Genomic DNA, 23,099 nt, shown 5'->3' with positions numbered 1-23,099 from the left:
CGGACCATACTCGAGGCGTCACTACTATTTACAAATTTGTCATGTCTCGATAGGTTACATGGGTCACGCGGCGGCATACTGGAGCCCCGCCTCCACCTCGTTCAGACAGGACAAAAATGACGCGTACCAGGTCTCTGGCTGCCAGCCTCATGAGCCTTTCCGCAGCAGCCGTATTGGCGCTGGTTGGCGCCGCTGGTGCAACAGCTGCCCCATCGGCGTCGGGCGACAAGTCGGCACCATCCATTACCAGCGCAACGCTGGACAGCACCGGCACGGCCGACTACTGGACCGCTGACCGCATGCTCGCCGCGATTCCGGGCGACGTCCTGGCCGACAAGGCAGTGGAACGAGGCAACACCTCCAGCGCCAGTTCAGTGGAAAAGGGATCCTCCACCAAGGTGACGGCCACCAAGGGCAAACCCACCATTGCCAAGCTTGAGACGGCGGTGGACCACATCGGCAAGGTCTTCTTCAGCATCGGGACCACTAACTACGTCTGCTCCGGCAACGCCGTCTCCTCTGCCAACAAGAGCACGGTGGCCACCGCTGGACACTGCGTCAACGAAGGGCCCGGCGCGTTCGTCACCAACTTCGCGTTCATCCCGGCGTACGACAACGGCAACGCTCCATACGGCACGTGGACCGCCACGAAGCTCTTTGCCCCCACCCAGTGGACCGCCAACGGTGACATGACCTACGACACCGGCTTCGCCGTCGTGAACCCGCGCCAAGATGGGGTGAAATTGGAGGATGTCGTCGGCGCCTCGGGTGTGGCCTTCAACCAGCCGCGGGGCCTGACCTACAAGTCCTACGGATACCCCCAGGCATCTCCGTTCAACGGCACCTCCCTCTGGAGCTGCACCGGCACGGCCACCAATGACACCAACAACCCGCAGTTCAATACCCAGGGCATCCCCTGCGACATGACCGGCGGTTCCTCCGGCGGCCCGTGGTTCATCGGCAGCGGCTCGGACGGCGTCCAGAACTCGATCAACAGCTACGGCTACAACAGGTCGGCCGTAATGTACGGGCCGTACTGGGGCACGGTCATCCAGGATGCGTACAACTATGCAGCGGTCGCCTAGGAACTCCTCGCCTGACGAGGAATCCGCGAACGGATCCGTCAGCCACAGCGAATCGGACCAGACCCACGAGGAGATCCTCGAGTACTGGACGAAGCAGCGGATGGCGGATGCCAAGCCCCGGGAGCTTCGGCTTCCGGAAGGGGGTCCGCGCCTCATGCAGCGGGGCGCGGACCCGGCACCACGTCCTTCCTAGGTGCCCCTTAAGGCCCGACGGCGCCTGTCCCCTCAGCGGAGACAGGCGCCGTCGACGTTTCCAACACCATCGACTGCTCCAACAGCGCCGTTTTCAGAGGTCAAAAGGGCTCTGGGCCCACGCCGGCAGGGTTCCCTGGCCGAGCTTGCGAGGTGAGGGTGCCGGTGGGGAGCAACCGATGGAAGGGTCGCCTAGTGGAAGAAGTGGCGCGCACCCGTGAAGTACATCGTGATGCCGGCCGCGTTGGCGGCGGCGATGACTTCTTCGTCCCGGACTGAACCGCCGGGCTGAACCACGGCGCGGACGCCGGCGTCGATCAGGATCTGCAGGCCGTCAGCGAACGGGAAGAACGCATCGGAGGCCGCCACGGCGCCGCGTGCACGCTCAGGGGCAACGCTCGCCTCCGTTGTCGACGGACCAGCTGCACCGCCGGCACCTTCGACGTCGGACTCCACCGAAACGCCCAGCGTGTTGGCGCGCTCGACCGCAAGCTTGCAGGAGTCGAGTCGGTTGACCTGGCCCATGCCGATGCCCACTGCGGCACCGTGGTTGGCGAGCAGGATGGCGTTGGACTTTGCCGCGCGGCAGGCGGTCCAGGCGAAGGCGAGGTCCGCGAGGGTCTTTTCGTCAGCGGCTTCGCCGGCGGCGAGGGTCCAGTTGGCGGGGTTGTCGCCGTCGGCGTCCACCTTGTCGCTCATCTGCACCAGGACACCGCCGGAAACCTGGCGCATTTCGGCCGGGTAGCGGTCGTAGCCCTCGGGCAGGGCCAGCAGGCGGATGTTCTTCTTCTTGGAGAGGATCTCCACGGCTGCCGGCTCGAAGTCCGGGGCGATGACCACCTCGGTGAAGATGCCGGCAACGGTCTGGGCCATGGCCGCGGTGACCGTCCGGTTGGCAGCGATGACGCCGCCGAAGGCCGAGACGGGGTCGCACGCGTGGGCCATGGCGTGGGCATCGGCGATCGGGTCCGCAGCGTCCGCTGCACCGACGGCCACACCGCACGGGTTGGCGTGCTTGATGATGGCGACGGCGGGCTCAGCGAAGTCGAACGCGGCGCGGAGGGCGGCGTCGGCGTCGACGAAGTTGTTGTAGCTCATGGCCTTGCCGTGCAGCTGGTCCGCCTGCGCGATGCCGGCCGGGGCTGCCTTGTCCACGTAGAGCGCGGCCTGCTGGTGCGGGTTTTCGCCGTAGCGGAGGACCTCGGAGCGCTCCAGCGACAGGCCGGCGTAGGCAGGCCAGTCGATGATGCCGTCGCCGTCTTCATCCAGGAACTGGCTGGCAGTCCAGGTGGCCACGGCGTTGTCGTAGGACGCGGTGTGCGCGAACGCCTTGGCGGCCAGCCGGCGTCGGGTCTTCAGGTCAAAGCCGCCCTCAGCGGCGGCGGTGACCACGGAGCCGTAGAACGTGGGGTCCACAACAATGGCGACGGCGGCATGGTTCTTCGCTGCCGAGCGCACCATGGCGGGGCCGCCGATGTCGATCTGTTCAACGACGTCGTCCTGCGCGGCGCCGGACTTCACGGTCTCAACGAACGGGTAGAGGTTCACCACCACCAGGTCGAAGGTTTCGATCTCCATGCCGGCGAGGGTTTCCATGTGCGCGGGGACGCGGCGGTCCGCCAGGATGCCGCCGTGCACGCGCGGATGCAGCGTCTTGACGCGGCCGTCCAGCATTTCCGGGGAACCGGTGACTTCTTCGACTTCCTGGACCGGGATGCCGGCCGCGGCGATCTTCTTGGCCGTGGAACCGGTGGAGACGATCTTCACGCCGGCTGCGTGCAGGCCCTTGGCGAGCTCCTCCAGACCGGTCTTGTCGTAAACCGAGATCAGCGCCCGGCGGATGGGAACACGGTCGATGGATACACGGTCAGGCTGCGTGACGCTCACAAAAAGTCTCCGTCTGATCTCGCGGAACAGTGCCGCGGTTGGTGGGGATAGGCCCAGTTTATCGTGTTGTGCGCGTTGCCCCGCTTGCCGGCAGCAGTGTGAACGTCAGTGGGCACGGTTAGAGTTTTCCCAGGAGGCTGCGATGAATACTTACACCACTGTGCCCAGCGGCGAACAGGTGGTCCAGGAACTGCCCTGGCGTTGGAAAGTCCAGGGCAGGATCTTCGTGATCGGCGGCCTCGGCTTTATGTTCGATGCCTGGGACGTGACGCTTAACGGCATCCTCATCCCGCTGCTCTCGACGCATTGGGCGCTGGCTCCGGGCGAAGTGGCCTGGGTAGGTACGGCCAACCTGATGGGCATGGCCCTGGGTGCGTTTGTATGGGGCACCATCGCGGACACGATCGGGCGGAAGAAGGCGTTCACGGCCACGCTGCTGATCTTCTCCCTCTTCACCGTCCTGGGCGCCTTCTCCCCCGACTTCATCTGGTTCTGTGTGTTCCGCTTTATGGCCGGTTTCGGCCTGGGCGGCTGCATTCCGGTGGACTACGCGCTGGTGGGTGAGTTCACACCACGTAAGCAGCGCGGGAAAGTCCTCACCGCAATGGACGGTTGGTGGCCGGTGGGTGCAGCCCTTGCCGGTTTTGTGTCAGCCGGCCTCGTGGCAGTATTCGGCGACTGGCGGCTGACCATGCTGGTGATGGTGCTGCCTGCCCTCCTCGTGTTCTGGGTCCGGCGCAGCGTTCCGGAGTCTCCGCTGTTCCTCATCCGCAAGGGCCGCCGCGAGGAAGCGGCCAAGGTCATCGACGCCCTCGTGGCTGCAACCGGCGCCGAACGACGCGCCTACAGCCTGCCCGATGCGCAGGAGGTCCCGCGGCTCTCCGCCGGCAGTGCCTGGCATCAGCTGCGGCTGGTGTGGCAGTTCAACTGGAAGATCACGGCCACGGCCTGGGCCCTCTTCTTCAGTATCCTGCTGGTTTACTACCTGTCCCTGACGTGGATGCCGCGGATCCTGATCGGCGCGGGCTTCGCCGAGTACAAGGCGTTTGTCACCACGGCGTCCATGGCGGCTGTTGGGCTCTTGGGTGTCGTTGTGGCAGCGCTGCTGGTGGAGCGGGTGGGCCGCAAATGGATCCTTGCCATCACGGGCCCGCTGTCCGCGCTGACCCTGGTGATCGTGGCGATGGTGGTGGACATCCCCACCGCCGCGGTGTTCTGGCTGCTGGTGTTCGGCTTTGTGGTGCAGATAGCGATTCCCGTGCTCTACGCGTATGTGTCTGAGCTGTACCCGACCGAGCTCCGCGGCACCGGCTTCGGCTGGGCGTCAACGTTCTCGCGGTTGGGGGCTGGTTTTGGGCCGCTCATATTTGCGAACTACTTCTGGCCCGAGCTGGGCCTGGCCACGTCCTTCGCCCTGGCCGGCGGGCTGGTGCTGGTGGCTGTCCTGTGGATGGCGTTCTTCTCCCCCGAGACCAAGCTGCGCCGCCTCGAGTAGCCCCCGCCGTCGCCCTTTCCTCCTCCGAATGCTCTATCACTTACGGTCGTTCTGAGCCCTCAGAACGACCGTAAGTGATAGAGCATCGAGAAAATTAGACGGGCTTTGAGGTCGCGGCGAGGGCCAGTTCTGCCAGGGTGTTGACCAGGAGGCGGCGCTCCACCACCTTGATGCGTTCGTGCAGGCTTTCCTCGGTATCGCCCGGTTCAATCGCCACGGCTTCCTGGGCGATGATGGGCCCGGTGTCCACCCCGGCGTCGGCCCAGTGCACCGTGCAGCCGGTGACCTTCACACCGTAGGCCATGGCATCGCGGACACCGTGCGCGCCGGGGAAAGCAGGCAGCAGGGCCGGGTGGGTGTTGAGGTATTTGCCGTTGAAAGCAGCAATGAAGTCGGCGCTGACGATGCGCATAAAACCTGAGGAGACCACCACGTCCGGGGCATAGGAAGCGACGCGGGCCGTCAGCGCGGCATCCCATTCATCACGTGTGGGGAAGGAGTTGAAGTTGACCACAAACGTCTCCAGCCCGGCTTCTGAGGAGCGTTCGACGCCGTAGGTCCCCTCCCGGTCGGCACCCACCGCGACGATTTCGACGTCCAGCTCCCCTGACGTAACGGCGTCGATGACTGCCTGGAGATTGGACCCGGTACCGGAAACGAGGACTACGATGCGCATGGGTCTAGCTTATGGGCACGCTCGCGTAGGCTGGAAAACATGAACAACATCCCGGACCCGGCTGGCCAACAGCGGACCAAAGAGCCGCTCAGCGAGGCCGCCAAAGGCTCGCTCACCAAAACCCGCAACCTGTTCCGGATCTTCATTCTCACCGTGCTGGGCGCCTTCTTCGTCTACCAGCTCGACGTCAGCTACCTCTGGCTCACCGGCATCCTGACGGCCGCGAGCTTTGTGCTGGGCATCCTCCTGCTGGTCCGGTCGGCCAGGCTCAAAGAGTCAAAGCTGGTCCTGTTCGGCACCATCTCGGGACTCGTTGTCTCGCTGATCCTGCTGCTGGTCATCCTGGCGACGGCCCTCTTTTTCCGCCAGGTCCAGGACTTCCAGACCTGCTCGCGGCAAGCCATCACGGACCAGGCGATCTCCAACTGCCGGGTCCACCTGGAAAACTCGCTCCCGGGGCTCCCGTAGCAACCCCTCCGTAGCAACCCCAACAGGAACAGCCCCACCGGCAGCAGCAACAGCCACGAAAAACTAGCGGGTCAGTTCCGCTTCCTGCTCCACGTGCTGCTGGCGTTCCAGCCACGGTCCGGCAGCGTAACCGATCACGACGCCGATGCCCACCTCCGCGGCAATCCACAGTCCCAGCCACAAGGGGTCGGGTCCTATGGACGTCAGGCGTCCGAGGCCGGCGGAGCCGCGGGCCAGCCAGCCCAGTCCGGCGGCCAGCAGCCCGGCTACAACCCCGACCAGCGCGCCGAGGGCAAGTGTGGACACCGTGGCCGTGAACCAGCGCACGTCCATCTTGATGGAGAGCCACTCATCGAAGTGGTTTTCGCCTTCGCGCAGGAACCACCAGCCGGCCAGGATCCCCGCCACGACCGGCACCGCCAGGGCCACGAACCCGTAGTCCAGCGGCCCTGACGGGATCGCGGCGAAGACCGGAATGGACGGCAGCGGCCCGGTGGCGGTGCCCAGCGGACCCACCTGCGAGCCCACCCCCATGGCGAAGCCTGACCCCGAGACCCACGCCAGCGCAAAAACCTGGAGGTTGGGCAGATACCCAAGCTGCGCAATGGTGAGCGCCGCACCCCCTACCGCGCCGGCGTCGAGCGCTTCATAGACAGCAATCACCAGGTTCCAGTGGATAAAGAGGTCCACCGCCAGGAGCACACCTGCGAGCGCAAGCGCCGCCAACAGTGCCACGCAGCCCGCCTTCGCCGCAGAGCCCAAATACGAGCCGGCCCAGCGCGAATGCTGGCTGGTGCGAGAGATCCAGTGGACCGCGTCGACGCCGATCAGCCGGCTCCACGAACCTGCCTCGCGGCGGGCGCCGATCACCATGCCGAGGGCGAACGGGATCAGCGGGATCAGCATCGCGAACCAGATATTAATGACGACGTCGGCGGTGCGGCACACAAAGCCGGTGGCCGCGCCGAACGCCGAGTAGACCACCCAGGATCCGAGCAGCGCCTGCCACAGCTGGTCCGTATAGGAGGCCCGGGCCAGGCGCCGCCCCGCGCGCCAGGCGAGCAGGAACGGAATCAGGGTCAGGCCGAGGGGCACCAGAGTCAGCAGGCCGGAGCCTGAACTGGCGGCCGCACCAGCCTCACCGGACACGACGGCGAGCTGCAGCGGCACGCCGTGAATCAGCAGCCAGCCCTGGCCGGCGAGGCGTGCCAGGACATCAAAGGCGGTGTTCTGGAAACCCGCGGTGGCCCACACGGCCACGATGGGAACCACCACCAGGAGCGCGGAGATGATGGCAGCCTGCGCCGTTTCGAGGCCTCCCTGCAGCCACAAGGGCATGGGAAGGCCACGGTCTCCGGTCTGATCAGCGCGCAGTTTCATCGTGTCCCATGGTGTCACGGCCGGGCCTTCGGACCGGGCTTCGACAGGCTTATTATCCCCGCGAGAGCTGCCTCACCAGAGTTCGTAGGCCGCCACGCTGATCATAAATCCGTGACCGGTGCGGAGATGCGCGCAGACCATCCGGCCCGGCTCCCGCGAACACACCATGTTGCCGATCCGCACTGTCTGCCCGTCCTCAATCCAAGGTCCGGGGAACGTGGGGCCGGCCACCGTCTCCGCTTCCATCGGCGAGAGGCCGTCCCCGCACAGGCCGTATTGCGCACCGCCGTCCACCGTCACCACCGCATAGCCGCCGAAGTACTGGCTCAGGCCGGCGCACTGGCCCTTGATGTCGGCGGGCCGCGGCGCCACATCGCTGAGGAGGTGGCACGCCGCACCTTCGGCTCCGATGGAGCACTGCATGTCCTTGTTCACCGACTGCACCACCACCGGCAGTGTGGCCCGCCACGGCTTCACGTTGACCTTGGGCAGGAGCTCCTCCGCGCGGTTCAGGGGCCGGCCCGCGGGCGTTCCCGGCGACACGGTAGGCGACGTGCCCGGCGAAGGTTCAGGCGAGGCAGCGGACGACGGCGGCGGGACAGCCGCGGAAGGTGAGGGCGCCGTCGTCGGGCGTTCTGCCTGTCCGGGCACCTCCTGGGGGTCGCTCACCAGCAGTGCGCCGACGGCCGGTGCCCGGCCCTCCGGGACCGTGACGCTGCAGGCGGTGGCGAGAAGCACAAGGGCAGCCGCGCGAGGAGTGGCAAGGATCGCATAGTGGTCCCAGTCCAGCAGAAAGCCCTCATTCTGTCGTTGGGCAGAAGTCCCCATCCGGGCTGGATCCGGCGCTTTTTTCACACGTCCGCCGTAAACTTGGAATGTCCGCAATCAGTGGTTGGAGGCAGAAAAAATGACTACCGCATCCCCACATGCACACGGCGTTCATTTCGGACGTGCAGACGTCCAGAATGCCGGCATGGGAGCAGGTATTGTCTTGTTGTTGGTGGGCGTCCTGGGCTTTATCCCCGGCGTCACCACTCAGTACAGCGAATTGATGTTCCTGGGACCTGATTCCCATGCGATGTTCCTTGGCCTGTTCCAGGTGTCCATGCTGCTCAATATTGTGCAGTTGGCCATCGGCGCCACTGGCTGGGCAATGTCCCGGACCGACAACGGCGCGCGCAATTTCCTTTTGGGCGCCGGTGCGCTGTACATCGTCCTCAGCATTTTCGGGCTCAGTGTCGGAGTTGATTCGGCGGCCAATTTCCTGTCGTTCAACATGGCTGACAACTGGACCCACCTGGTGCTGGGCATAGTGATGATCGCTGGTGGCTGGCTGTTGTCCCGCAAAATGGCCAGCGACAGGAAATAACCCGGAAGTGACAAGCCGGGAAACAGGAGCCGCGAATGAGAAATGATCCATAAGTTCTGAATATTCGTCCTACTGGCCGGTGCAGTTGCCGCGTTCCGCGAGCAGCTGCACCGGCTTTTTTGCGCCCGCCGGCGGCGCGGGGCTCTGACGGTGCGCGGCTTGCGGGCGCGGACGTACGGTAATGATGGCCCACCCTCTGGCCTGAACTGGCAGCTAATACCCTCAAAACTCGGTTTTGAGGGTATTAGCTGCCAGTTCGCGCTTGGAAATCCGGGCCTCAAGTGTCCGTTCGCGCCAAAGGCGGCAGGGGCCATGGAGCCTGCAACAATGGGCCCATGAGCGCCATCATCCTCGGCTGGGACCCGGCCCGCTGGAACCGCTGGAACTACGCGGCTGTTGTTGAACAGGTCGCTGTGACCGGCCTGCGACTGGAGCCCTGGAACCTGGGCCGGAGCGTTGCCGCCGGCACGGACGTCTGGCTGGTCGTGCTGGGAGCGCAGGGTCCCGGCCTGATCGGCCATGGCGTGGTTCTTTCGGAACAGGCGGAGCAGCCCGAAGAACCAGCGCAGCCGGAACCCGCAGCTACTTCGGACCACGCGGGATTCATCGTGCAGGTGGCGTTTGACACCCTCCTCCCCCTGGGCGATCAGGTGCCTGCCGCGTTCCTCGACGAAGCAGTACCCGACGTCGCGTGGGACAGCGCCGAAACCGAGGGCATGGCGCTGGAGTCCCGCGACGAAGCCGCGGTCCGGGCGCTCTGGGCCGCTCACGGGCCGGGGCAAGGACCAGACCCAACCCAACCGGTGCCCGGCACGTACCCCGATACCGCCGTCGTGCGTGTCACCGCCAACCGCTACGAGCACGACCCCGTGGCGCGGCGGGCCTGCATTGCGCACCGCGGCACAAACTGCGCGGCCTGCGGGTTCTCCTTCGAGCTGGCGTACGGGGAGCTCGGCAAAGACTTCATCGACGTCCACCATGTGGTGCCGGCGGCCCAACTCGGCGGCGGCTACCAGCTGGATCCGCTCACGGACCTGGTTCCGCTCTGCGCCAACTGCCACGCCATGGCCCACCACGGGGTGACCCCGCCGCGCACGGAAGCCGAACTGCGGCAAATCATGGCCACCGCCGGCTTCCTCCGCGGAACCACCGTTGCCCCTGAGGAGATCGAGGCCCAGCGGGTTGCCCGCGAGATCCTCGGCAAATAATCAAACAGCCCTCGCTCTGGACTCTTGGGCAGGCGCCAACCAGACTGTCTACAACAGCTTCAGCTGGCCGGAATTGGCGACACGCAATATCGGCAGGGCCTGAGCAGCTGCCATTATTGGGGCTTTCCTGGGAGGCCTGTTCCGCACGCGCGAAAGGACCTCGTCATGCCGGATCTATCAGCATTCTTCCCGCTTCTTGCCGCGATTATCGGGACAATACTGGTGGTCGGCTTTGTTTGGGGGGCCATCAAACTGATGTGGAAAGTGGCGGAGCCCAATGAGGCCCTGATCATCTCCGGCCTGACCCGCGGAACTTTGGAAACCCGGGCCGGAATGGACTTCAAGATTGTCACCGGAAAGGGCGCCCTGGTATTTCCGGGCCTGCAGACCGTCCGCACCCTTTCCCTGACGCTGAATGAAACGGAGCTTAAAGTTTCCTGCGTGACCTCGCAGGGCATCCAGGTGATTGTGGAAGGCGTGGTAATTTACAAAATCGGTGACGCCCCGCCGTTTATCGCAAATGCGGCGAGGCGTTTCCTGGGCCAGCAGCCCAAAATGGAAAGCCAGGTCTACAACGTCTTTGAGGGCCACCTGCGGTCCATCATCGGAAGCATGACCATGGAAGAGATCATCCGCGAACGGGACAAGCTGGGGTCCCAGGTCCGCAGCGCCAGCGGAGTGGAAATGGAGAAGCTGGGGCTGGTGGTGGATTCGCTGCAGATCAAGGACCTGCAGGACCCCACGGGGTATATCCAGAACATCGCCAAGCCCCACATCGCCCAGGTCAAAATGGAGGCCCGGATCGCGGAGGCCACGCGGAACCGTGAGGCGGCCGAGAAGGAGGCCGAGGCGGCTGCAATGATCGCGGACGCGCAGAGCGTTTCGGCCATCCGGCAGTCGGTGGCGCAGGCGAACGCCGAGCGGGCCAAAGCCGAGGCCGCCCAGGCGGGACCGCTGGCGGATGCGACGGCGCGGCAGCATGTCGTCGTCCAGGAAACGGAAGTGGCCAAGCTTGAGGCGGACCGGGAGGAGCAGAAGCTCCAGACCACGGTCCGGAAGCCCGCCGACGCCAAGGCGTACGCCAAGCGCACCGACGCGGAGGGCCAGAAGGCGGCGGACATCAGCGCCGCCGAAGCGCTGGCCCGCCGCACGGAACTTGAGGCCCAGGCCAACGCCCGCCGGACGGAACTGCAGGCCCAGGCCAACGCCACTGCCGCGGCGGCCGCGGCCGGAGCCACGAAGGTCACCGGCGAAGCCGAAGCCGCTGCCACCAGGGCCCGCGGTGACGCCGCGGCCTCCGCCATCAAGGCCAAGGCGCTGGCCGAGGCAGACGGCATCAAGGCGCGGGCCGAAGCACTCGGGACCAACCAGGACGCCGTCATTTCGCAGCAGCTGGCCGAAAACATGCCGGCCATCATCGCCGCTGCGGCCGAGCCTTTCTCCCACGTGGGCCAGATGACCGTGCTCAACGGCGCCGAGGGCGTCAACAAGATGCTGGGCGGCATCCTGGCTCAGGTGGGCGACTACCTTCCTGCTTTGTCCTCGGCTCTGAAGAACAGCCGGGAAGGTAAGCGCCCCGCGAAAGCCCCCGATGCATAAGAACGTTGACCGGAGCCTTACCGGCAAGATCGGCCGCGTGACCGGGCGCATTGGGCCAGGAACCCTCGGCGAGGTCATGCTGCCGTACCTGGGCGGCACCAACGCGTTCCACGCCCACCCCTTCGATAAGACGAGCGTCTTCGCAGTCGGTGACGAAGTGCTGGTCATCTATTTCGAGCCGCCGCAAACGGTCTATGTGGACGAACTCCCGGACGTGCTGCGGCACGGCGAAGACGGGTGACCCCCGGGCCCTGATCTGTTCACCCAACCTTTCCCTCTGCTCAACCCGGGCGGCCCCGCCCCGACAGGCGCCGCGCCCACCGTGGAGGGGTGAGGATCGCAATTGTTGCCGAGTCATTCCTGCCGCTGATGAACGGGGTGACCCACTCCATCCTGAGGGTGCTTGAACACCTGGAGGACCAGGGCCACGACGTCCTGGTCATCGCCCCGTCCACCCATGCGGTCGCCGAGTTCGCGGGACCCGCCGAGGTGGTTCACGGCGCGACGGTGCACCGGCTTCCTGCCGTTCCGCTGGCCGGCTACACCAACGTGCGAGTGGCGATGGGCGGTGTGTACCGGGTCAAGCGAATCCTTGCCGATTACGCACCCGACGTTGTCCACCTGGCGTCGCCGTTTGTCCTGGGCTGGCGGGCCGCGCAGGCCGCGCATCAGTTGCGGATCCCCACCATAGCCATCTACCAGACCGAGGTTCCCAGCTACGCCGCCCGCTATGGCGTGCCGTTCCTGGAGAACTGGGCGTGGAACCGGGTGGAGAACATCCACCTGCTGGCCACCCGGACCCTGGTACCGTCCACCTTCGCGCTGAACCAGTTGCGCGGCCGCGGGATTCCGCGGGTGGGCATGTGGCGGCGCGGTGTGGATACCGCGCGGTTTTCACCGGAAAAACGCGACGCCGGGTGGCGGGCAACCGTTGCCCCCGGCGGTGAGCGGATCATCGGCTATGTGGGCCGGCTGGCCATCGAAAAGCAGGTGGAGGACCTGGCTGCCCTCGCCAACGTCCCGAACACCAGGCTAGTGATCGTGGGCGACGGCCCCCAAAAGTCCGCCCTGCAGGAAGCCCTGCCGGACGCCGTTTTCACCGGGTTCCTCGGCGGTGAGGAGCTGGCGAAGGCGGTGGCTTCCTTCGACCTTTTTGTCCATCCCGGTGAGTTCGAGACGTTCTGCCAGACCATCCAGGAGGCCATGGCATCGGGCGTTCCGGTGGTGGCCACGGGCCGCGGCGGGCCCCTGGACCTGGTGGAAAACTCCCGCACGGGCTGGCTGTACCAGCCCGGCGACCTGGCCGGTTTCCGGGCCCGGGTGATGGACCTGATGGGCGACGACGCCAAGCGCCACGCGTTCGCCACGGCAGCGCACGCCTCGGTCCAGGACCGGACGTGGCCTGTGCTCAGCGCCGAACTGGTGCGTCACTACCGGTCAGTAATCACCGGCGAACCGGTGCTTGAACCTGGGCCCACGCCCGCCGGGTTCCCTGGCCGAGCTTGCGAGGTTAGGGCGCGGGTGGGGAGCGAAACCAAACGCCGCCGCCCGGTGGTTGAACCTGTCGAAACCAAACAAGGAGCGTCCCTGTGAAAATTTCGGTGATCGGCTGCGGCTATCTCGGCGCGGTGCACGCCGCCACGCTCGCGTCCATGGGCCACACTGTGGTGGGCATCGATGTGGACGCCGCGAAGGTGGACCAGCTGGGCCGCGGACTGGCCCCCTTCTTCGAACCCGGCCTGGACGAACTGCTCCGCGACGGACGCAGCACCGGCCGGCTCAAGTTCTCCACCGACGTCGCCGCTGCCGCCGGTGCCCAGGTCCATTTCCTGTGTGTCGGGACGCCGCAGTCCAAGACGTCCGACGGCGCCGACCTCACCTTCCTCGTCGCCGCCACCGGGGCGCTGCTCCCGCACCTGGCGAGGGGCGCCGTCGTCGTCGGTAAATCAACGGTGCCCGTGGGCACGGTGGATATGCTCCAGGGCGTCCTCCAAGGGCGGCCGGACGTGCAGCTGGGATGGAACCCGGAGTTCCTGCGCCAGGGCACCGCGGTGAAGGACTCGCTGGTGCCGGACCGGCTGGTGTACGGTGTGGCGGGCGGTCGCGCCGCGGCCTTCAACCCCAAGTCCGGGGCGCCGCGTGCCGTGACGGCTGCGCTGGATGCCGTTTATGAGCCGCTGCTGAACGCCGGCATTCCGCGTCTGGTGTGCAACTTTGCCACGGCGGAGCTGATCAAGTCGGCCGCGAACGCGTTCCTGGCCACCAAGGTCAGCTTCATCAACGCCATCTCCGAACTGTGCGACGCGTCCGGCGCGGACGTGGCCGAACTCAGCGAGGCCATGGGCATGGACCCGAGGATCGGCAACCGCTACATGCATGCCGGGCTGGGCTTCGGCGGCGGGTGCCTGCCCAAGGACATCCGCAGCCTCCGCAGCCAGGCAGCCGCGCTGGGCGTGGACCCGGTCAACGACTGGATGGGCGTGGTGGATGCCATCAACGTCCGCCAGCGGACCCGGACAGTGACCCTGGCCGCGGAACTGTGCGGCGGCGGGCTCTCCGGACGTGCGATCACCATCCTCGGAGCCTCCTTCAAGCCCGAGACCGATGACATCCGAGACTCCCCCGCCCTGGACGTCGCGGCCCGGCTGGCAGCCGCCGGCGCCCACGTGACCGTGACTGATCCGAAAGCCGTGAACCACGCGTGGCTGCGGTATCCGCAACTGCGGTTCGAGGCCGCCACGTCGCGGGCTTTAGAGGGTGCGGAGCTGGTGCTCCTCCTCACTGAGTGGGACGAATACCGGCGCCTGAGCCCTGCCGCTGCGGGCGCTTTGGCGCGGCGGCGGGTGATCCTGGACGCCAGGAACGTGCTGGACGCTGCTGCCTGGCAGGCGGAGGGCTGGGTGGTCCGCGGGCTGGGCACCAATGCCGCTGCCGCTGTCACAGTCGTTGCCGCGGCCGGGCGGCTTGCGGGTCAGGTTTCCGGGGCCGGCCTGACGGGAATGCGTAACTCTTAGACCGTTTACTCCGCCGAGGATCGGAAGCAGGGCCCGGCAGGGCAAGGATTTGGGCGCGTCGAATTTCGGCGCGCTTCTTGACGCGAGCCCGGATGCGCTTCTGGCAGTCACCGTGGACGGCACCATCAAAATCGCCAACGCGGCGGCCAGCAGGGGCGTCTCCACGTTGACGCGCCTGGTTTCAGAGGTCCGTGCCGGCGCGAATGACCGACTTTATGCCGCGCTGGTTGACGCGGCCGGGCCCTCCCTGATCCAGGAGTTGGAGGGCCTGCTTCGCGTCGAGGACGGCTCGAGGCTGACCGCGTGGGAACGGCTGCGGACGGGCCCTGTGCCTGCTGACTTTGAAGTCTCTGGCCACCCGCTGCCAGTCGCTCGCGGCAGAGATAGCCGCCGCGGACGCGGCGCTCCAGGAAATCCTCGATACCTACGCGCCGATGCTCTGCGACCTGCCAGGTGTCGGAACGGAAGTAGCAAGCCAACTCCCGGTCACCGTCGGAGACAACCCCGACCGCATAGGAAATGAGGCCCAGTTCGCCGCCCTGGTCGGGGTCGCGCCGATACCAGCATCCTCGGGCAAAACCACCCGTCACCGGCTCAGCAGAGGAGGTGACCGCAACGCCAACCATGCCCTGTATCAGGTCGTCCTGGTCCGCATGGCGTCGTGTCAACGGACCAAGGACTACGTGGCCAAACGCACTGCGGAGGGCAAGAGCAAACGGGAAATCATGCGCTGCCGCAAACGCTACGCTGCCCGGGAAATCTACCGCCAGATCACCAACCCCCAAGCAGCCCCAGACAACACCGACCTGCGACAAAAGCGCACCACACTCGGTCTCACCATCACGGTCGCAGCCAGCGAACTTGCCCAGTGGCCCTCCAAGATTTCCCTCCTGGAACGGGGCCTGCTCCGCAACGACACCCTCGCCGCGGACTACCGCCAATGGCTGACCGAGCAGACAGCTGCAAGGATGCGCCAACAAGACTGCTAAGGCCGGCCTGCTCCAAGATCCATCTCAGTCTTTCCCCTCCCCGGGGTCGGCCCGGCCGATGCCTGACGTTGGCGCCCGCCGCGCAGCTCGGCGGCGGTGTGTTGGTGGGTTGGGGCGTGGCCGTTTCCCTTCAGGTTGGGCTGCCCTTCCCCGGTGTTGATCAGATTGCGCAGGCTGCCGCCCAGGTAGCCGCCCCACGCGTTGGAGCACACCTCGTAGCACTCATACTGCGGAACCAGGCCGACGTGGGTGAAGTGGACCTCGGTCCCGCCCTCCATTTCAGAGATCTCGAAGACGACCCGGGTGTCCTTCCACTCGGCCTGGTCTTCGACGAAGTTGAAGTAATTGTCCAGGACGAGCCATGCAACTCTCCCACCGGGCACGAGTTCCGTGACCCGGATGCAGCAGCGGTGCACGTCCTGGTAGTGGTAAGTGAATTCACCACCGACCTGGTCGGTGACGCCCTCGACCTCTTGCGACCACCAACCGCGGACGTTTGTGATGGCCTCAAATGCTTCCTGCGGAGTCCGCTCCACGGCGAAAGTCGTGGTGAAGTCCAACATCTCGTTACCTCATTCTCGAGTGCGCGCCCACATTTGGGCATGGTTGGGCACGACCGCCACGGATGTGGCGACGTTCAGCCGTGAGGCGTCAGCCTTCGCGACTATGCTGGATTGCTTCGGCGATTCCCTTGATGCGCTGCAGCCTGGCGTCCCAAGTGGCCCCGACCGATGACAGTTGCGCGACAGCTCGGGCGAGCTGGGCTTGGCTCACCTCGTAGATTCGCTCCCTTCCCAAACTCGTGACGTGGACCATTCCGACGCGGTGGAGCACGGCAAGGTGTTTGGCGACCGCCTGCCGCGTGACCGGCAGCTGCCTACTTAGCGTGGTTGCTGTGCCGCCGCCGTCGTTCAACAGCAGGTCAAGCATCCGTCGCCGAGTCGAATCCCCCACCGCCGACCAGAGATCGTCGTCGACGGTCACGCTCATGGCGCCGACACCAGCCGGCCGACGTAGGAAACGAGTCGGGGCAGGAAGTAGTCCCAGCCGCGGACGTGATCCCGGTAATGCTCCTCGAGCACGGCCAACTCCCAACCCTTCTCCCTGAACCCCGTCTCGGTAAAACGCAGCCGCGTGCCCCTACCCGACGGGATCAGGTCAAAGCTCACCAGGAGCGAGTTGGAAGGCGTCGCGGTCTCACCGTCGTCGTACACCCACCGGAAGGAGAAGCGGCGAGACGGGCTGGCTTCCACCACCAGGAGAGTAACGATCTTTGCCTCCGGCGCAGACCTATCGCCAAACGAGATGACCCCCGTCGCCCCGGGCACCGGTTCGAGCTCGGCCTCATCCGGCCACCACTCCCGCAGGTGCTCAGGCGTGGTGATGACCTCGTACACCACCTCAGGCGTGGCTTCAATGTGGATCTCCCGCTCGATGCTGCCGTACTCCATCCTGCGCTCCTAACTATTAGCAACCTTTTGTTGCACAAACTATAGAGCACCGCTGAGGTATGTGCAACGATTGGTTGCTCTTTTTAGTCACCAGTGGAGAGCCAATCTTCTGAGGCAAACTCAAGCGCCCCCAGTGCGACTCCTTGGAGTCGGGCCCCAGAACTGTTACTTTACTTGACGGCTAATTAACTGAGCGGTAAAATACAACGGTGAAGAGATTCCGGATGATGTCATGACAGCGGCACGGAGTCAGCAGCTCGACGCGATGTTCAGCGCGCTCTCCGATCCAACGCGGCGGGCGATCGTAGCCCGGCTCGCCGTCGGCGACGCAACAGTCAATGAACTGGCGGAACCGTTCAAGCTGAGCCTGCCGGGCATATCCAAGCACCTGAAGGTGCTTGAGCGGTCGGGGCTGATCAGCCGGGGCCGACACGCTCAGTTCCGCCCCTGCCACTTGGAGTTGCATGCCCTCGATGCCGCTGCCGGTTGGATCGAAGAGAGTCGGCGTCTTTGGTCGGAGCGCTTCGACAAGCTCGACCAACACCTCCGCACCCTGCAAGAACCACCGATTGGAGATCCCCATGAATGAGAACACCCTGCGTTTCACCCGCACCTTCGAGGCGCCACGGCAGCTGGTTTTCGACTGCATGATCGACCCCGAACATCTGACTCACTTCTGGGGTCCCATTGGAGTCACCACACCCTCGGAAACAATTACCGTAGACGCCCGCGTCGGCGGGGTCTTCACGACCATCATGGTCAACGGCGCCGACGGCAGCACCTACCCAACCAGTGCAAGATACCTTGAGGTGAGCCCACCAGAGCGGTTGTCGTGGATCGAGGACCGATCGGGGATGACCGTGACCATCACCTTCACCGAACTCGGGAACCACCGAACCCAAGTCGACATAGAACAGACCAAGGTGCCGTCACCGATGATGAATGCCGATGCCCAGGCCGGATTCCTCACGTCCCTGGACCGGTTCGACGCCTACCTCGCTCAGCTGACCCGAGCCGATCGATGAGCGCGGGCAACGACCTGATGGCGACCATCGCCGCCGAGCGGCGGGCCTTCAGCAATATCCTGGAAGCCCTGCCCCAACAGGACTGGAACACCCCCTCGCTATGCACGGGCTGGCGGATACGCGAAGTTGTCGCGCACATGACCATGCCCCTGCGCTTTTCGACCCCGCGGTTCATAGGCGAGATGCTCCGTTCCCGCGGCAACTTCGCCCACATGGCCGATCGAGTCGCCCGCCACGACGCCCAGGAACCCATCAGCACACTGCTCCACCGGTGGCGGACGAATGAGGACACCCGGTGGAAGCCCCCGGGTGGCGGCCTCAAAGGGGCCCTCACCCATGACATCGTTCACGGCCTGGACATCACAATCCCGCTGGGCATCAGACACTCAGTTAGTGAGGCCAGCTTGCTCACGGTCCTCGACCAGGCAACCAGCCCGCTCAGCCAGAAACATTTCCGGCTTGACCTGATCGGCATCCGCCTTGAGGCCGACGATGTCGACTGGGCCTTCGGAGCTGGCGAGCCGCTCCGCGGTGCCGCCCACCACCTCCTGATGGTCCTCATGGACCGCAAGCTGCCCACCGGCGTCCTCGCCGGCCAGGCAAGTGATCGGTTCACACCTGCCTGATCCAGCCCCGACCACCCTCGCTGCACAGACACTGTCGACGCGCGGACGTTAGGCGGTAGGAGATCCGCTCCCTTAAGACGGCAGCCCTCCCGAACTTCATGACCCCGCTGCCCCGAGGAATTGCCGACCGTTCAACCCCGCGTGCTGAACAGTTTCAGGATTAGGGCTTTTCCGATTTGACGCCTATAGGAGCATCGTCGTAGACACAACAGGGCCAGGGCGGGCCGGAGCTCTGCGACGGACAGCACTGGACCCAACAGCCGGCGGCGCCAGCGGACGCCCGACCACTGGTTGAAGCGCAGCGGAAACCAGGGCATTGATACTCTGGTCCCCGCTCTCACCGTCAGAAGGGACACAGAATGGGCCTACGTAGTCTCTTTCAGCGAAAAGCAGCAACCACGGCCCCTGCCGTCGCTGCTCCCGCCGGCGCTGTCCAGGACGAGCCCTTGTCACCGGAACTGCAGAAGGAACTGCAGGCCGCGTGGGCCGAACTGACTGAAGCAGCCAAATACTCCGCCGTGACCAACTTCCACGCATGCACGAGGGGCGGCCGCCCATGGACCGAGGACCCGGCAGCCGTTCGCGCCGTCGCGGCCACGCTTCGTGAATTCGCGTCCACCGATACCCAGCAGCCGACCGGAAGGCATGCGCTCCGCGGGGACGACCGCGCGGACGCCGGGCCGAACGGGTTGTGCCCCCTGGGGGCAGGTGGAGCCCTCCGCACAGCTCAAAGCTGTCCCCATTGGCGTGCAACCCGTTAATGTCGGTCCCCTCCCCCATAGTTAACAACTGCGGCCCAGACGGCCGCTTTTCTTTGGCGCGTCTATTCGAACATATGTTCTAAGGTTGTGTTATGGGACCGGAGCAAGCGAGCAGGCTGCAGGCGCAGTATGCGCGGCGCGCAGGCCCCATCGGGCTAACGGTGGAAGAGCTCAATTTTGAGCAGTTTCCGGCTAAGAACGGCTTCCCGGGATCCCCGTGAAGGCGTGGATCCGGTTCCCGAACTGCGCCGAGCTGGTGGACGGTGAGGTGTTTGCCTGGACCGCGAAAGCTGTCGAAGTGACATGGAAGGACGGGCCGGTGACGTACCGGACCTGGGTGTGGAGCTCGGCGGTGACCCGCCGGGAAGAAATGATGAACAGAAATTTGGGAGAGCGGACCAGCCGTGACGGCAACAGCAAGTGAAAAAACCCTGGACGTTCCCGTGGACGTCCGATTTACCGCCGCAGGCGCTCCCCTGGCCATCCGCCACGACGGCCGCATCTGGGCCGTGGCGGCTGATCCATTGCACTGGTTCACCAGGGACTCCTGGTGGGACACCCGGCGATCCGCACCGGTGGGCATGGGGAATGTCGTGGACGTCGAACATTGGCGCGTGCAGGTCCGCCTTATCTGCCCTCGCGTGGGGTTCACAGCCATGTGTGTTCTGCACTAGGGTCGTCTCGGAACGCACGGATTATCTACCCCTGACGAGGTACGTTCGTATGGCGCAGTCCCTGATTCCGTTTCCCTCGACCAACCACCCGAACGTCCCGATTTCACGGCGCTGGATCGCGTTCAGCGTCATCCACAAAGCTGGAGGCCCGTCTTGGGCAGTGGTGGACGCCTCCACCTACGAGCTGCATCCTGAGGCCAGCGCCTACCTTCACTACCTGCTGGGTTCTGCCCGGTCCACCAACACCATTCGGGCATACGCGCAGCGCCTGGCCGCGTACTTCACCTGGTCCGGTCCGGCCCGGCTGGACTGGACAGGCGGCGTACCTGTCGTTTCCCGGTTCATCCGGGAACTCACCGTCACCGCGTTGACCGCCCCGGCAGGAAACGCGGAATATCGTGAGCCGCGCTACCGGAGCGGGAAAACGATGAACCAGTACGCCGCGGCAATCACCCAGTTCTACATGTGGGCAGCACGCAGTGATCTGATCAGCGAGAAGACGGCGGCCGGTTTCTACGAGACCAGAATCGCCTACGGCTTTTCCGGTGACAGGCTCCTGCCGGGCCAGGTTTCCAAGTCCCGGGCCGTTCGGGTCAAGGAAGTCGAAGAAGCCCCAAAGCTGCTCGATGAATCCGGAGAGGAGTCGTTGCTGGGAGCCATCACCAACCGGCGTGACCGCTGGTCGCACTCATGATCGAAACCGGGGTCCGGATCGGCGAGGCCTTGGGGCTCCGGACAGAGGATCTGCATCTATTCCATGACTCGCGCGCCGTCGGTTGCCAGACCGTTGGGCCGCATATCCACGTTCGGCGGCGGCAGAATCCCAACGCTGCACTGTCCAAATCCTCGAACCCACGCACAGTCCCGGTCACCGCAGCGGTCTGCACCCTGTACCACCTCTACCTCGAGGACCGCATCGACCGCCTGGCCCAGGATTCCAGCCCAATGGTCTTCGTCAATCTGTATTCCCGGTCCCCTGCCGGAGAAGCGCTGAAGTACTCCAACGCCGTCAAAATGTTCTACCGCTCCTCAGGCAGGGCAGGGGCCCGGGCGAACCCGCACATGACAAGGCACACCGCGGCGACCCGCTGGAAACGCGCAGGAGTGCCGGCACGGGACGTTCAGGCACTCCTCGGGCACCGCAGCCCCGCATCCCAGCTGGTGTATGAGCACTCCACCGACCAGGACCTTCGCGACGCCATCGAAGGCGTCCGCTACGGTTCGCCGAGGCCCTCATGAGTCGCGGACAATCGGTCGCCTCCGAGGTTGCCCCGGCACTGGCGCCGGCGGAACCAGTCGACCCGGCCGCGGACCTTGCCGGTTTCCAACACATGCTTGCCCAGGAAATCCGGGACGATTGGCGGCCAGACGAATGGGACAGCGAGGCGTGGGTCTTCACCGGAGTCCCGGGCCACCTGGGCACGCTCGTCAACCGGTGCAGGTTCCCCGGCTGCCATGGCCCCTCGTTCACCCGCCGCAGCGGGCTGTGCAACGTCTGCACCGGCCGCTACAGCCGGCACACCAAACGAATGGGCGACATGAGCGTCGAGGCCTGGATCAACCGGGCGGTCGAGCTGCAGGGCACGAACTGGGCCTCCCGCATCGTCCCGATCCTATGCTCGGTCACGAACTGCACCAACCGCAGCAGGGGCCTCGGTGTGCCCTTGATGGCCACGACGGGTGGAAACCCCAAACGATGGCACCAGCAAAAAGACCGGCTCCCTCCCCTGTGCCTGGGCCACCAGCCCCGCCACACAGTCGAGGACATTGATGCATGGATCGCTTCCCAAGCCGCCACACCGGTTGCGGCGCCGGACTATTGCGCAGTTCCTTGGTGTGGTTTCAAACGTCACCATGCCAACAACCAGGTGGGCATCTGCAGACGGCACGCCAAGCTGATCAAAGACCAGAGTGGGCTGGCTCTGCACCTTGAAGTGGAAGCCGTCGTCTCTCTCGAACCTGACGGCTACCGGGAAATTCACGCCCCGGCCGCGAGACCCGGCGGGTACCAGCTCAGCCTTGCCCCACTGCGCCAGCGGCACCCTGGACTGGCCACGGAACTGCTGTGGTCCCTTCAGCACCAGGACCGCATTGGTTTCCCGGTCAACATCTCCACGACCAAGGCCCTCATCAAGTCGGCACTGGACTTCCCGCAAGAAATGCAATCCTTCCTGAACGCAGACACCCACGCGCTTGCCGAGGGCAGGATGCTCCGTTCCGTAAACGCCTGGTCCATGTTCCGTGTGGTCCGCGCGAGGTTGTTGGAACGCTACGTCCCGTGGTCCACCAACGGCGATCTGCTCCAATCGGACCTCATCCCCTTCTGTCTGCTGATGACCTCCTCTAACAGATCAGGATCCACCCGCTCCATGGCAGCCCTGGACTTCCGGCCGATCCGTCTGGACTGGGCACGGAAGATGACCAAGCTCTGGATCCTGGAGCGATCCACCACGGAAACCTCCTCGACGACCCTCATCACCCACGTCGCACGACTGTGCACCGACTTTGCCGTCCAATGTGCGGCGCGACGACTTCCTTCACCGACCAACGCATCCGGACTGACCCGCGAACACGGCAAGATGCTGGCACAGGCACTGGCCGGCATGACACGGCTCGACGGGAAACCTCTGACCAACGCCAACAAACGCTTTCTCGGATCGACCGTGGCAGGCATGATCGACTACGCCCGGAAGAGCTCGGACCTGTTCGAAAACACGACCCTCTCCTTCTCCCTCGACTACGACCTCCGGATCCCCCTCGAGGCCGGCCCAGGGACAGACGCCGACGACGAGACCGGACGGGCAATCCCCGAACCCGTCATCGAGTACCTCTTCGCGCAGTTACCCGAGGCGCATGTCTCCAGTCCGGTCTCGGCCGCGGTCCCCACTGCCGTCTACAAGGCAGCATTTACCTGCTACCTGACGCTGCTGCGCGATGCCGGACGGCGGCCCAGCGAGACCACCGGCCTCGGACGTGACTGCCTCAGCTACGACAGCACCGGCCAGGCCACCCTGCTGTGGAACAACGACAAAGGCAGACGCCGGGGCCGGCGGCTCCCCATCTGGGCAGAAACCGCACAAGCCCTGGAATCGTGGTTCACCATCCGGGACGCACACATCGCGGCAATGCCGGCCGGGCCAGCATGAATGGCTCTTTCCCACGTTCCGCTCCCGGGTCAGGGACAAACACCTCAAAACAGC

Annotated in this window: 26 protein-coding genes and 1 pseudogene; 20 read left to right on the top strand and 7 right to left on the bottom strand. The window is 65.2% G+C overall.

What is annotated here, in order from left to right; all coding sequences use genetic code 11:
* The first annotated feature begins 116 nt into the window (after positions 1–116).
* Both AC50YA_RS10990 and AC50YA_RS10985 read left to right on the top strand, forming a co-directional pair.
* Entirely contained in the window at positions 117–1,085 is a 969-nt protein-coding gene (locus tag AC50YA_RS10990; protein WP_494982320.1) for a trypsin-like serine peptidase, read from the top strand.
* Complete coding sequence (locus AC50YA_RS10985) at positions 1,069–1,278, top strand: hypothetical protein (protein WP_494982319.1); 210 nt, start codon at positions 1,069–1,071, stop codon at positions 1,276–1,278. The genes AC50YA_RS10990 and AC50YA_RS10985 overlap by 17 nt, the downstream gene beginning before the upstream one ends.
* Positions 1,279–1,469: 191 nt before the next feature.
* On the opposite strand, the gene purH is transcribed toward AC50YA_RS10985, so the two are convergent.
* Complete coding sequence (gene purH / locus AC50YA_RS10980) at positions 1,470–3,164, bottom strand: bifunctional phosphoribosylaminoimidazolecarboxamide formyltransferase/IMP cyclohydrolase (protein ID WP_494982318.1); 1,695 nt, start codon at positions 3,162–3,164, stop codon at positions 1,470–1,472.
* 142 nt (positions 3,165–3,306) lie between these two features.
* Here purH and AC50YA_RS10975 point away from each other — a divergent pair, with 142 nt between their 5' ends.
* Positions 3,307–4,659, top strand: coding sequence for an MFS transporter (locus AC50YA_RS10975; protein WP_494982317.1), 1,353 nt, complete (start codon positions 3,307–3,309; stop codon positions 4,657–4,659).
* 94 nt (positions 4,660–4,753) lie between these two features.
* Here AC50YA_RS10975 and purN read toward each other — a convergent pair whose 3' ends face one another.
* Positions 4,754–5,335, bottom strand: a complete 582-nt coding sequence (gene purN / locus AC50YA_RS10970) for a phosphoribosylglycinamide formyltransferase (RefSeq protein WP_494982316.1) — start codon at positions 5,333–5,335, stop codon at positions 4,754–4,756.
* A 39-nt stretch (positions 5,336–5,374) separates the two neighbouring features.
* Here purN and AC50YA_RS10965 point away from each other — a divergent pair, with 39 nt between their 5' ends.
* Positions 5,375–5,803, top strand: coding sequence for a hypothetical protein (locus AC50YA_RS10965; protein ID WP_494982315.1), 429 nt, complete (start codon positions 5,375–5,377; stop codon positions 5,801–5,803).
* 63 nt (positions 5,804–5,866) lie between these two features.
* Here AC50YA_RS10965 and AC50YA_RS10960 read toward each other — a convergent pair whose 3' ends face one another.
* Complete coding sequence (locus AC50YA_RS10960) at positions 5,867–7,183, bottom strand: cell division protein PerM (RefSeq protein WP_494982416.1); 1,317 nt, start codon at positions 7,181–7,183, stop codon at positions 5,867–5,869.
* 72 nt (positions 7,184–7,255) lie between these two features.
* Entirely contained in the window at positions 7,256–8,011 is a 756-nt protein-coding gene (locus AC50YA_RS10955) for a hypothetical protein (protein ID WP_494982314.1), read from the bottom strand.
* A 79-nt stretch (positions 8,012–8,090) separates the two neighbouring features.
* Between AC50YA_RS10955 and AC50YA_RS10950 the strand changes: the two genes are divergently transcribed.
* The 7 genes from AC50YA_RS10950 to AC50YA_RS10920 all read left to right on the top strand — a co-directional run bounded on the left by AC50YA_RS10950 (position 8,091) and on the right by AC50YA_RS10920 (position 15,362).
* Entirely contained in the window at positions 8,091–8,552 is a 462-nt protein-coding gene (locus tag AC50YA_RS10950) for a DUF4383 domain-containing protein (RefSeq protein ID WP_494982313.1), read from the top strand.
* Between the two features lie 335 nt (positions 8,553–8,887).
* On the top strand, positions 8,888–9,760 hold the full coding sequence (locus tag AC50YA_RS10945) for an HNH endonuclease (protein WP_494982312.1): 873 nt from the start codon (positions 8,888–8,890) through the stop codon (positions 9,758–9,760).
* Between the two features lie 165 nt (positions 9,761–9,925).
* Positions 9,926–11,359 carry a flotillin family protein gene (locus tag AC50YA_RS10940; RefSeq protein WP_494982311.1) on the top strand — a complete coding sequence of 478 codons (1,434 nt, stop codon included), beginning with the start codon at positions 9,926–9,928 and terminating at the stop codon, positions 11,357–11,359.
* Positions 11,352–11,600, top strand: coding sequence for an NfeD C-terminal domain-containing protein (locus AC50YA_RS10935; protein WP_494982310.1), 249 nt, complete (start codon positions 11,352–11,354; stop codon positions 11,598–11,600). Before AC50YA_RS10940 ends, AC50YA_RS10935 begins: the two co-directional genes overlap by 8 nt.
* A gap of 89 nt (positions 11,601–11,689) precedes the next feature.
* Positions 11,690–12,952, top strand: coding sequence for a glycosyltransferase family 4 protein (locus tag AC50YA_RS10930; protein WP_494982309.1), 1,263 nt, complete (start codon positions 11,690–11,692; stop codon positions 12,950–12,952).
* Positions 12,949–14,373 (top strand): UDP-glucose dehydrogenase family protein, encoded by a 1,425-nt coding sequence (locus AC50YA_RS10925; protein WP_494982308.1) that lies wholly within the window; start codon positions 12,949–12,951, stop codon positions 14,371–14,373. The genes AC50YA_RS10930 and AC50YA_RS10925 overlap by 4 nt, the downstream gene beginning before the upstream one ends.
* Positions 14,374–14,714: 341 nt before the next feature.
* Complete coding sequence (locus tag AC50YA_RS10920) at positions 14,715–15,362, top strand: transposase (protein WP_494982307.1); 648 nt, start codon at positions 14,715–14,717, stop codon at positions 15,360–15,362.
* On the opposite strand, the gene AC50YA_RS10915 is transcribed toward AC50YA_RS10920, so the two are convergent.
* The 3 genes from AC50YA_RS10915 to AC50YA_RS10905 form a co-directional block, all read right to left on the bottom strand.
* On the bottom strand, positions 15,359–15,925 hold the full coding sequence (locus tag AC50YA_RS10915; protein WP_494982306.1) for an SRPBCC family protein: 567 nt from the start codon (positions 15,923–15,925) through the stop codon (positions 15,359–15,361). The two genes, AC50YA_RS10920 and AC50YA_RS10915, sit on opposite strands and share 4 nt — an antisense overlap.
* Positions 15,926–16,013: 88 nt before the next feature.
* Positions 16,014–16,352, bottom strand: coding sequence for an ArsR/SmtB family transcription factor (locus tag AC50YA_RS10910; RefSeq protein ID WP_459319348.1), 339 nt, complete (start codon positions 16,350–16,352; stop codon positions 16,014–16,016).
* Positions 16,349–16,813 carry an SRPBCC domain-containing protein gene (locus tag AC50YA_RS10905; RefSeq protein WP_494982305.1) on the bottom strand — a complete coding sequence of 155 codons (465 nt, stop codon included), beginning with the start codon at positions 16,811–16,813 and terminating at the stop codon, positions 16,349–16,351. The genes AC50YA_RS10910 and AC50YA_RS10905 overlap by 4 nt, the downstream gene beginning before the upstream one ends.
* A 232-nt stretch (positions 16,814–17,045) precedes the next feature.
* On the opposite strand from AC50YA_RS10905, the gene AC50YA_RS10900 reads away from it, so the two are divergent.
* From AC50YA_RS10900 to AC50YA_RS10860, 9 genes and pseudogenes are all read left to right on the top strand, one after another.
* Complete coding sequence (locus tag AC50YA_RS10900; protein ID WP_494982304.1) at positions 17,046–17,402, top strand: ArsR/SmtB family transcription factor; 357 nt, start codon at positions 17,046–17,048, stop codon at positions 17,400–17,402.
* Positions 17,395–17,838: an SRPBCC family protein gene (locus AC50YA_RS10895; RefSeq protein ID WP_459319351.1), complete on the top strand. Its 444-nt coding sequence runs from the start codon at positions 17,395–17,397 to the stop codon at positions 17,836–17,838. Before AC50YA_RS10900 ends, AC50YA_RS10895 begins: the two co-directional genes overlap by 8 nt.
* On the top strand, positions 17,835–18,464 hold the full coding sequence (locus AC50YA_RS10890; protein ID WP_494982303.1) for a maleylpyruvate isomerase family mycothiol-dependent enzyme: 630 nt from the start codon (positions 17,835–17,837) through the stop codon (positions 18,462–18,464). The genes AC50YA_RS10895 and AC50YA_RS10890 overlap by 4 nt, the downstream gene beginning before the upstream one ends.
* Before the next feature lie 359 nt (positions 18,465–18,823).
* Positions 18,824–19,225, top strand: coding sequence for a hypothetical protein (locus AC50YA_RS10885; protein WP_494982302.1), 402 nt, complete (start codon positions 18,824–18,826; stop codon positions 19,223–19,225).
* A gap of 92 nt (positions 19,226–19,317) precedes the next feature.
* Positions 19,318–19,649, top strand: a pseudogene (locus AC50YA_RS10880) (hypothetical protein).
* Complete coding sequence (locus AC50YA_RS10875; protein WP_494982301.1) at positions 19,630–19,899, top strand: hypothetical protein; 270 nt, start codon at positions 19,630–19,632, stop codon at positions 19,897–19,899. The pseudogene AC50YA_RS10880 and the gene AC50YA_RS10875 overlap by 20 nt, the downstream one beginning before the upstream one ends.
* 49 nt (positions 19,900–19,948) lie before the next feature.
* Positions 19,949–20,593 (top strand): hypothetical protein, encoded by a 645-nt coding sequence (locus tag AC50YA_RS10870; protein ID WP_494982300.1) that lies wholly within the window; start codon positions 19,949–19,951, stop codon positions 20,591–20,593.
* A complete protein-coding gene (locus tag AC50YA_RS10865) occupies positions 20,590–21,138 on the top strand; it encodes a tyrosine-type recombinase/integrase (protein ID WP_494982299.1) in 549 nt (182 codons plus the stop codon). Before AC50YA_RS10870 ends, AC50YA_RS10865 begins: the two co-directional genes overlap by 4 nt.
* Positions 21,135–23,045, top strand: a complete 1,911-nt coding sequence (locus AC50YA_RS10860; protein WP_494982298.1) for a hypothetical protein — start codon at positions 21,135–21,137, stop codon at positions 23,043–23,045. The genes AC50YA_RS10865 and AC50YA_RS10860 overlap by 4 nt, the downstream gene beginning before the upstream one ends.
* The last annotated feature ends 54 nt before the right edge of the window (positions 23,046–23,099 follow it).

Source organism: Pseudarthrobacter sp. RHLT3-21, from assembly GCF_059383495.1.
Note: the sequence above shows the minus strand (reverse complement) of the source record. Positions and strands in the feature narration are given on the sequence as shown.

Coding starts and splice junctions, on each gene's coding strand:
- AC50YA_RS10990 (WP_494982320.1), top strand. CDS start 117: ATGACGCGTACCAGGTCTCTGGCTGCCAGCCTCATGAGCCTTTCCGCA.
- AC50YA_RS10985 (WP_494982319.1), top strand. CDS start 1,069: ATGCAGCGGTCGCCTAGGAACTCCTCGCCTGACGAGGAATCCGCGAAC.
- AC50YA_RS10975 (WP_494982317.1), top strand. CDS start 3,307: ATGAATACTTACACCACTGTGCCCAGCGGCGAACAGGTGGTCCAGGAA.
- purN (WP_494982316.1), bottom strand. CDS start 5,335: ATGCGCATCGTAGTCCTCGTTTCCGGTACCGGGTCCAATCTCCAGGCA.
- AC50YA_RS10965 (WP_494982315.1), top strand. CDS start 5,375: ATGAACAACATCCCGGACCCGGCTGGCCAACAGCGGACCAAAGAGCCG.
- AC50YA_RS10960 (WP_494982416.1), bottom strand. CDS start 7,183: ATGAAACTGCGCGCTGATCAGACCGGAGACCGTGGCCTTCCCATGCCC.
- AC50YA_RS10955 (WP_494982314.1), bottom strand. CDS start 8,011: ATGGGGACTTCTGCCCAACGACAGAATGAGGGCTTTCTGCTGGACTGG.
- AC50YA_RS10950 (WP_494982313.1), top strand. CDS start 8,091: ATGACTACCGCATCCCCACATGCACACGGCGTTCATTTCGGACGTGCA.
- AC50YA_RS10945 (WP_494982312.1), top strand. CDS start 8,888: ATGAGCGCCATCATCCTCGGCTGGGACCCGGCCCGCTGGAACCGCTGG.
- AC50YA_RS10940 (WP_494982311.1), top strand. CDS start 9,926: ATGCCGGATCTATCAGCATTCTTCCCGCTTCTTGCCGCGATTATCGGG.
- AC50YA_RS10935 (WP_494982310.1), top strand. CDS start 11,352: ATGCATAAGAACGTTGACCGGAGCCTTACCGGCAAGATCGGCCGCGTG.
- AC50YA_RS10915 (WP_494982306.1), bottom strand. CDS start 15,925: ATGTTGGACTTCACCACGACTTTCGCCGTGGAGCGGACTCCGCAGGAA.
- AC50YA_RS10910 (WP_459319348.1), bottom strand. CDS start 16,352: ATGAGCGTGACCGTCGACGACGATCTCTGGTCGGCGGTGGGGGATTCG.
- AC50YA_RS10905 (WP_494982305.1), bottom strand. CDS start 16,813: ATGGAGTACGGCAGCATCGAGCGGGAGATCCACATTGAAGCCACGCCT.
- AC50YA_RS10900 (WP_494982304.1), top strand. CDS start 17,046: ATGACAGCGGCACGGAGTCAGCAGCTCGACGCGATGTTCAGCGCGCTC.
- AC50YA_RS10895 (WP_459319351.1), top strand. CDS start 17,395: ATGAATGAGAACACCCTGCGTTTCACCCGCACCTTCGAGGCGCCACGG.
- AC50YA_RS10890 (WP_494982303.1), top strand. CDS start 17,835: ATGAGCGCGGGCAACGACCTGATGGCGACCATCGCCGCCGAGCGGCGG.
- AC50YA_RS10885 (WP_494982302.1), top strand. CDS start 18,824: ATGGGCCTACGTAGTCTCTTTCAGCGAAAAGCAGCAACCACGGCCCCT.
- AC50YA_RS10870 (WP_494982300.1), top strand. CDS start 19,949: ATGGCGCAGTCCCTGATTCCGTTTCCCTCGACCAACCACCCGAACGTC.
- AC50YA_RS10865 (WP_494982299.1), top strand. CDS start 20,590: ATGATCGAAACCGGGGTCCGGATCGGCGAGGCCTTGGGGCTCCGGACA.
- AC50YA_RS10860 (WP_494982298.1), top strand. CDS start 21,135: ATGAGTCGCGGACAATCGGTCGCCTCCGAGGTTGCCCCGGCACTGGCG.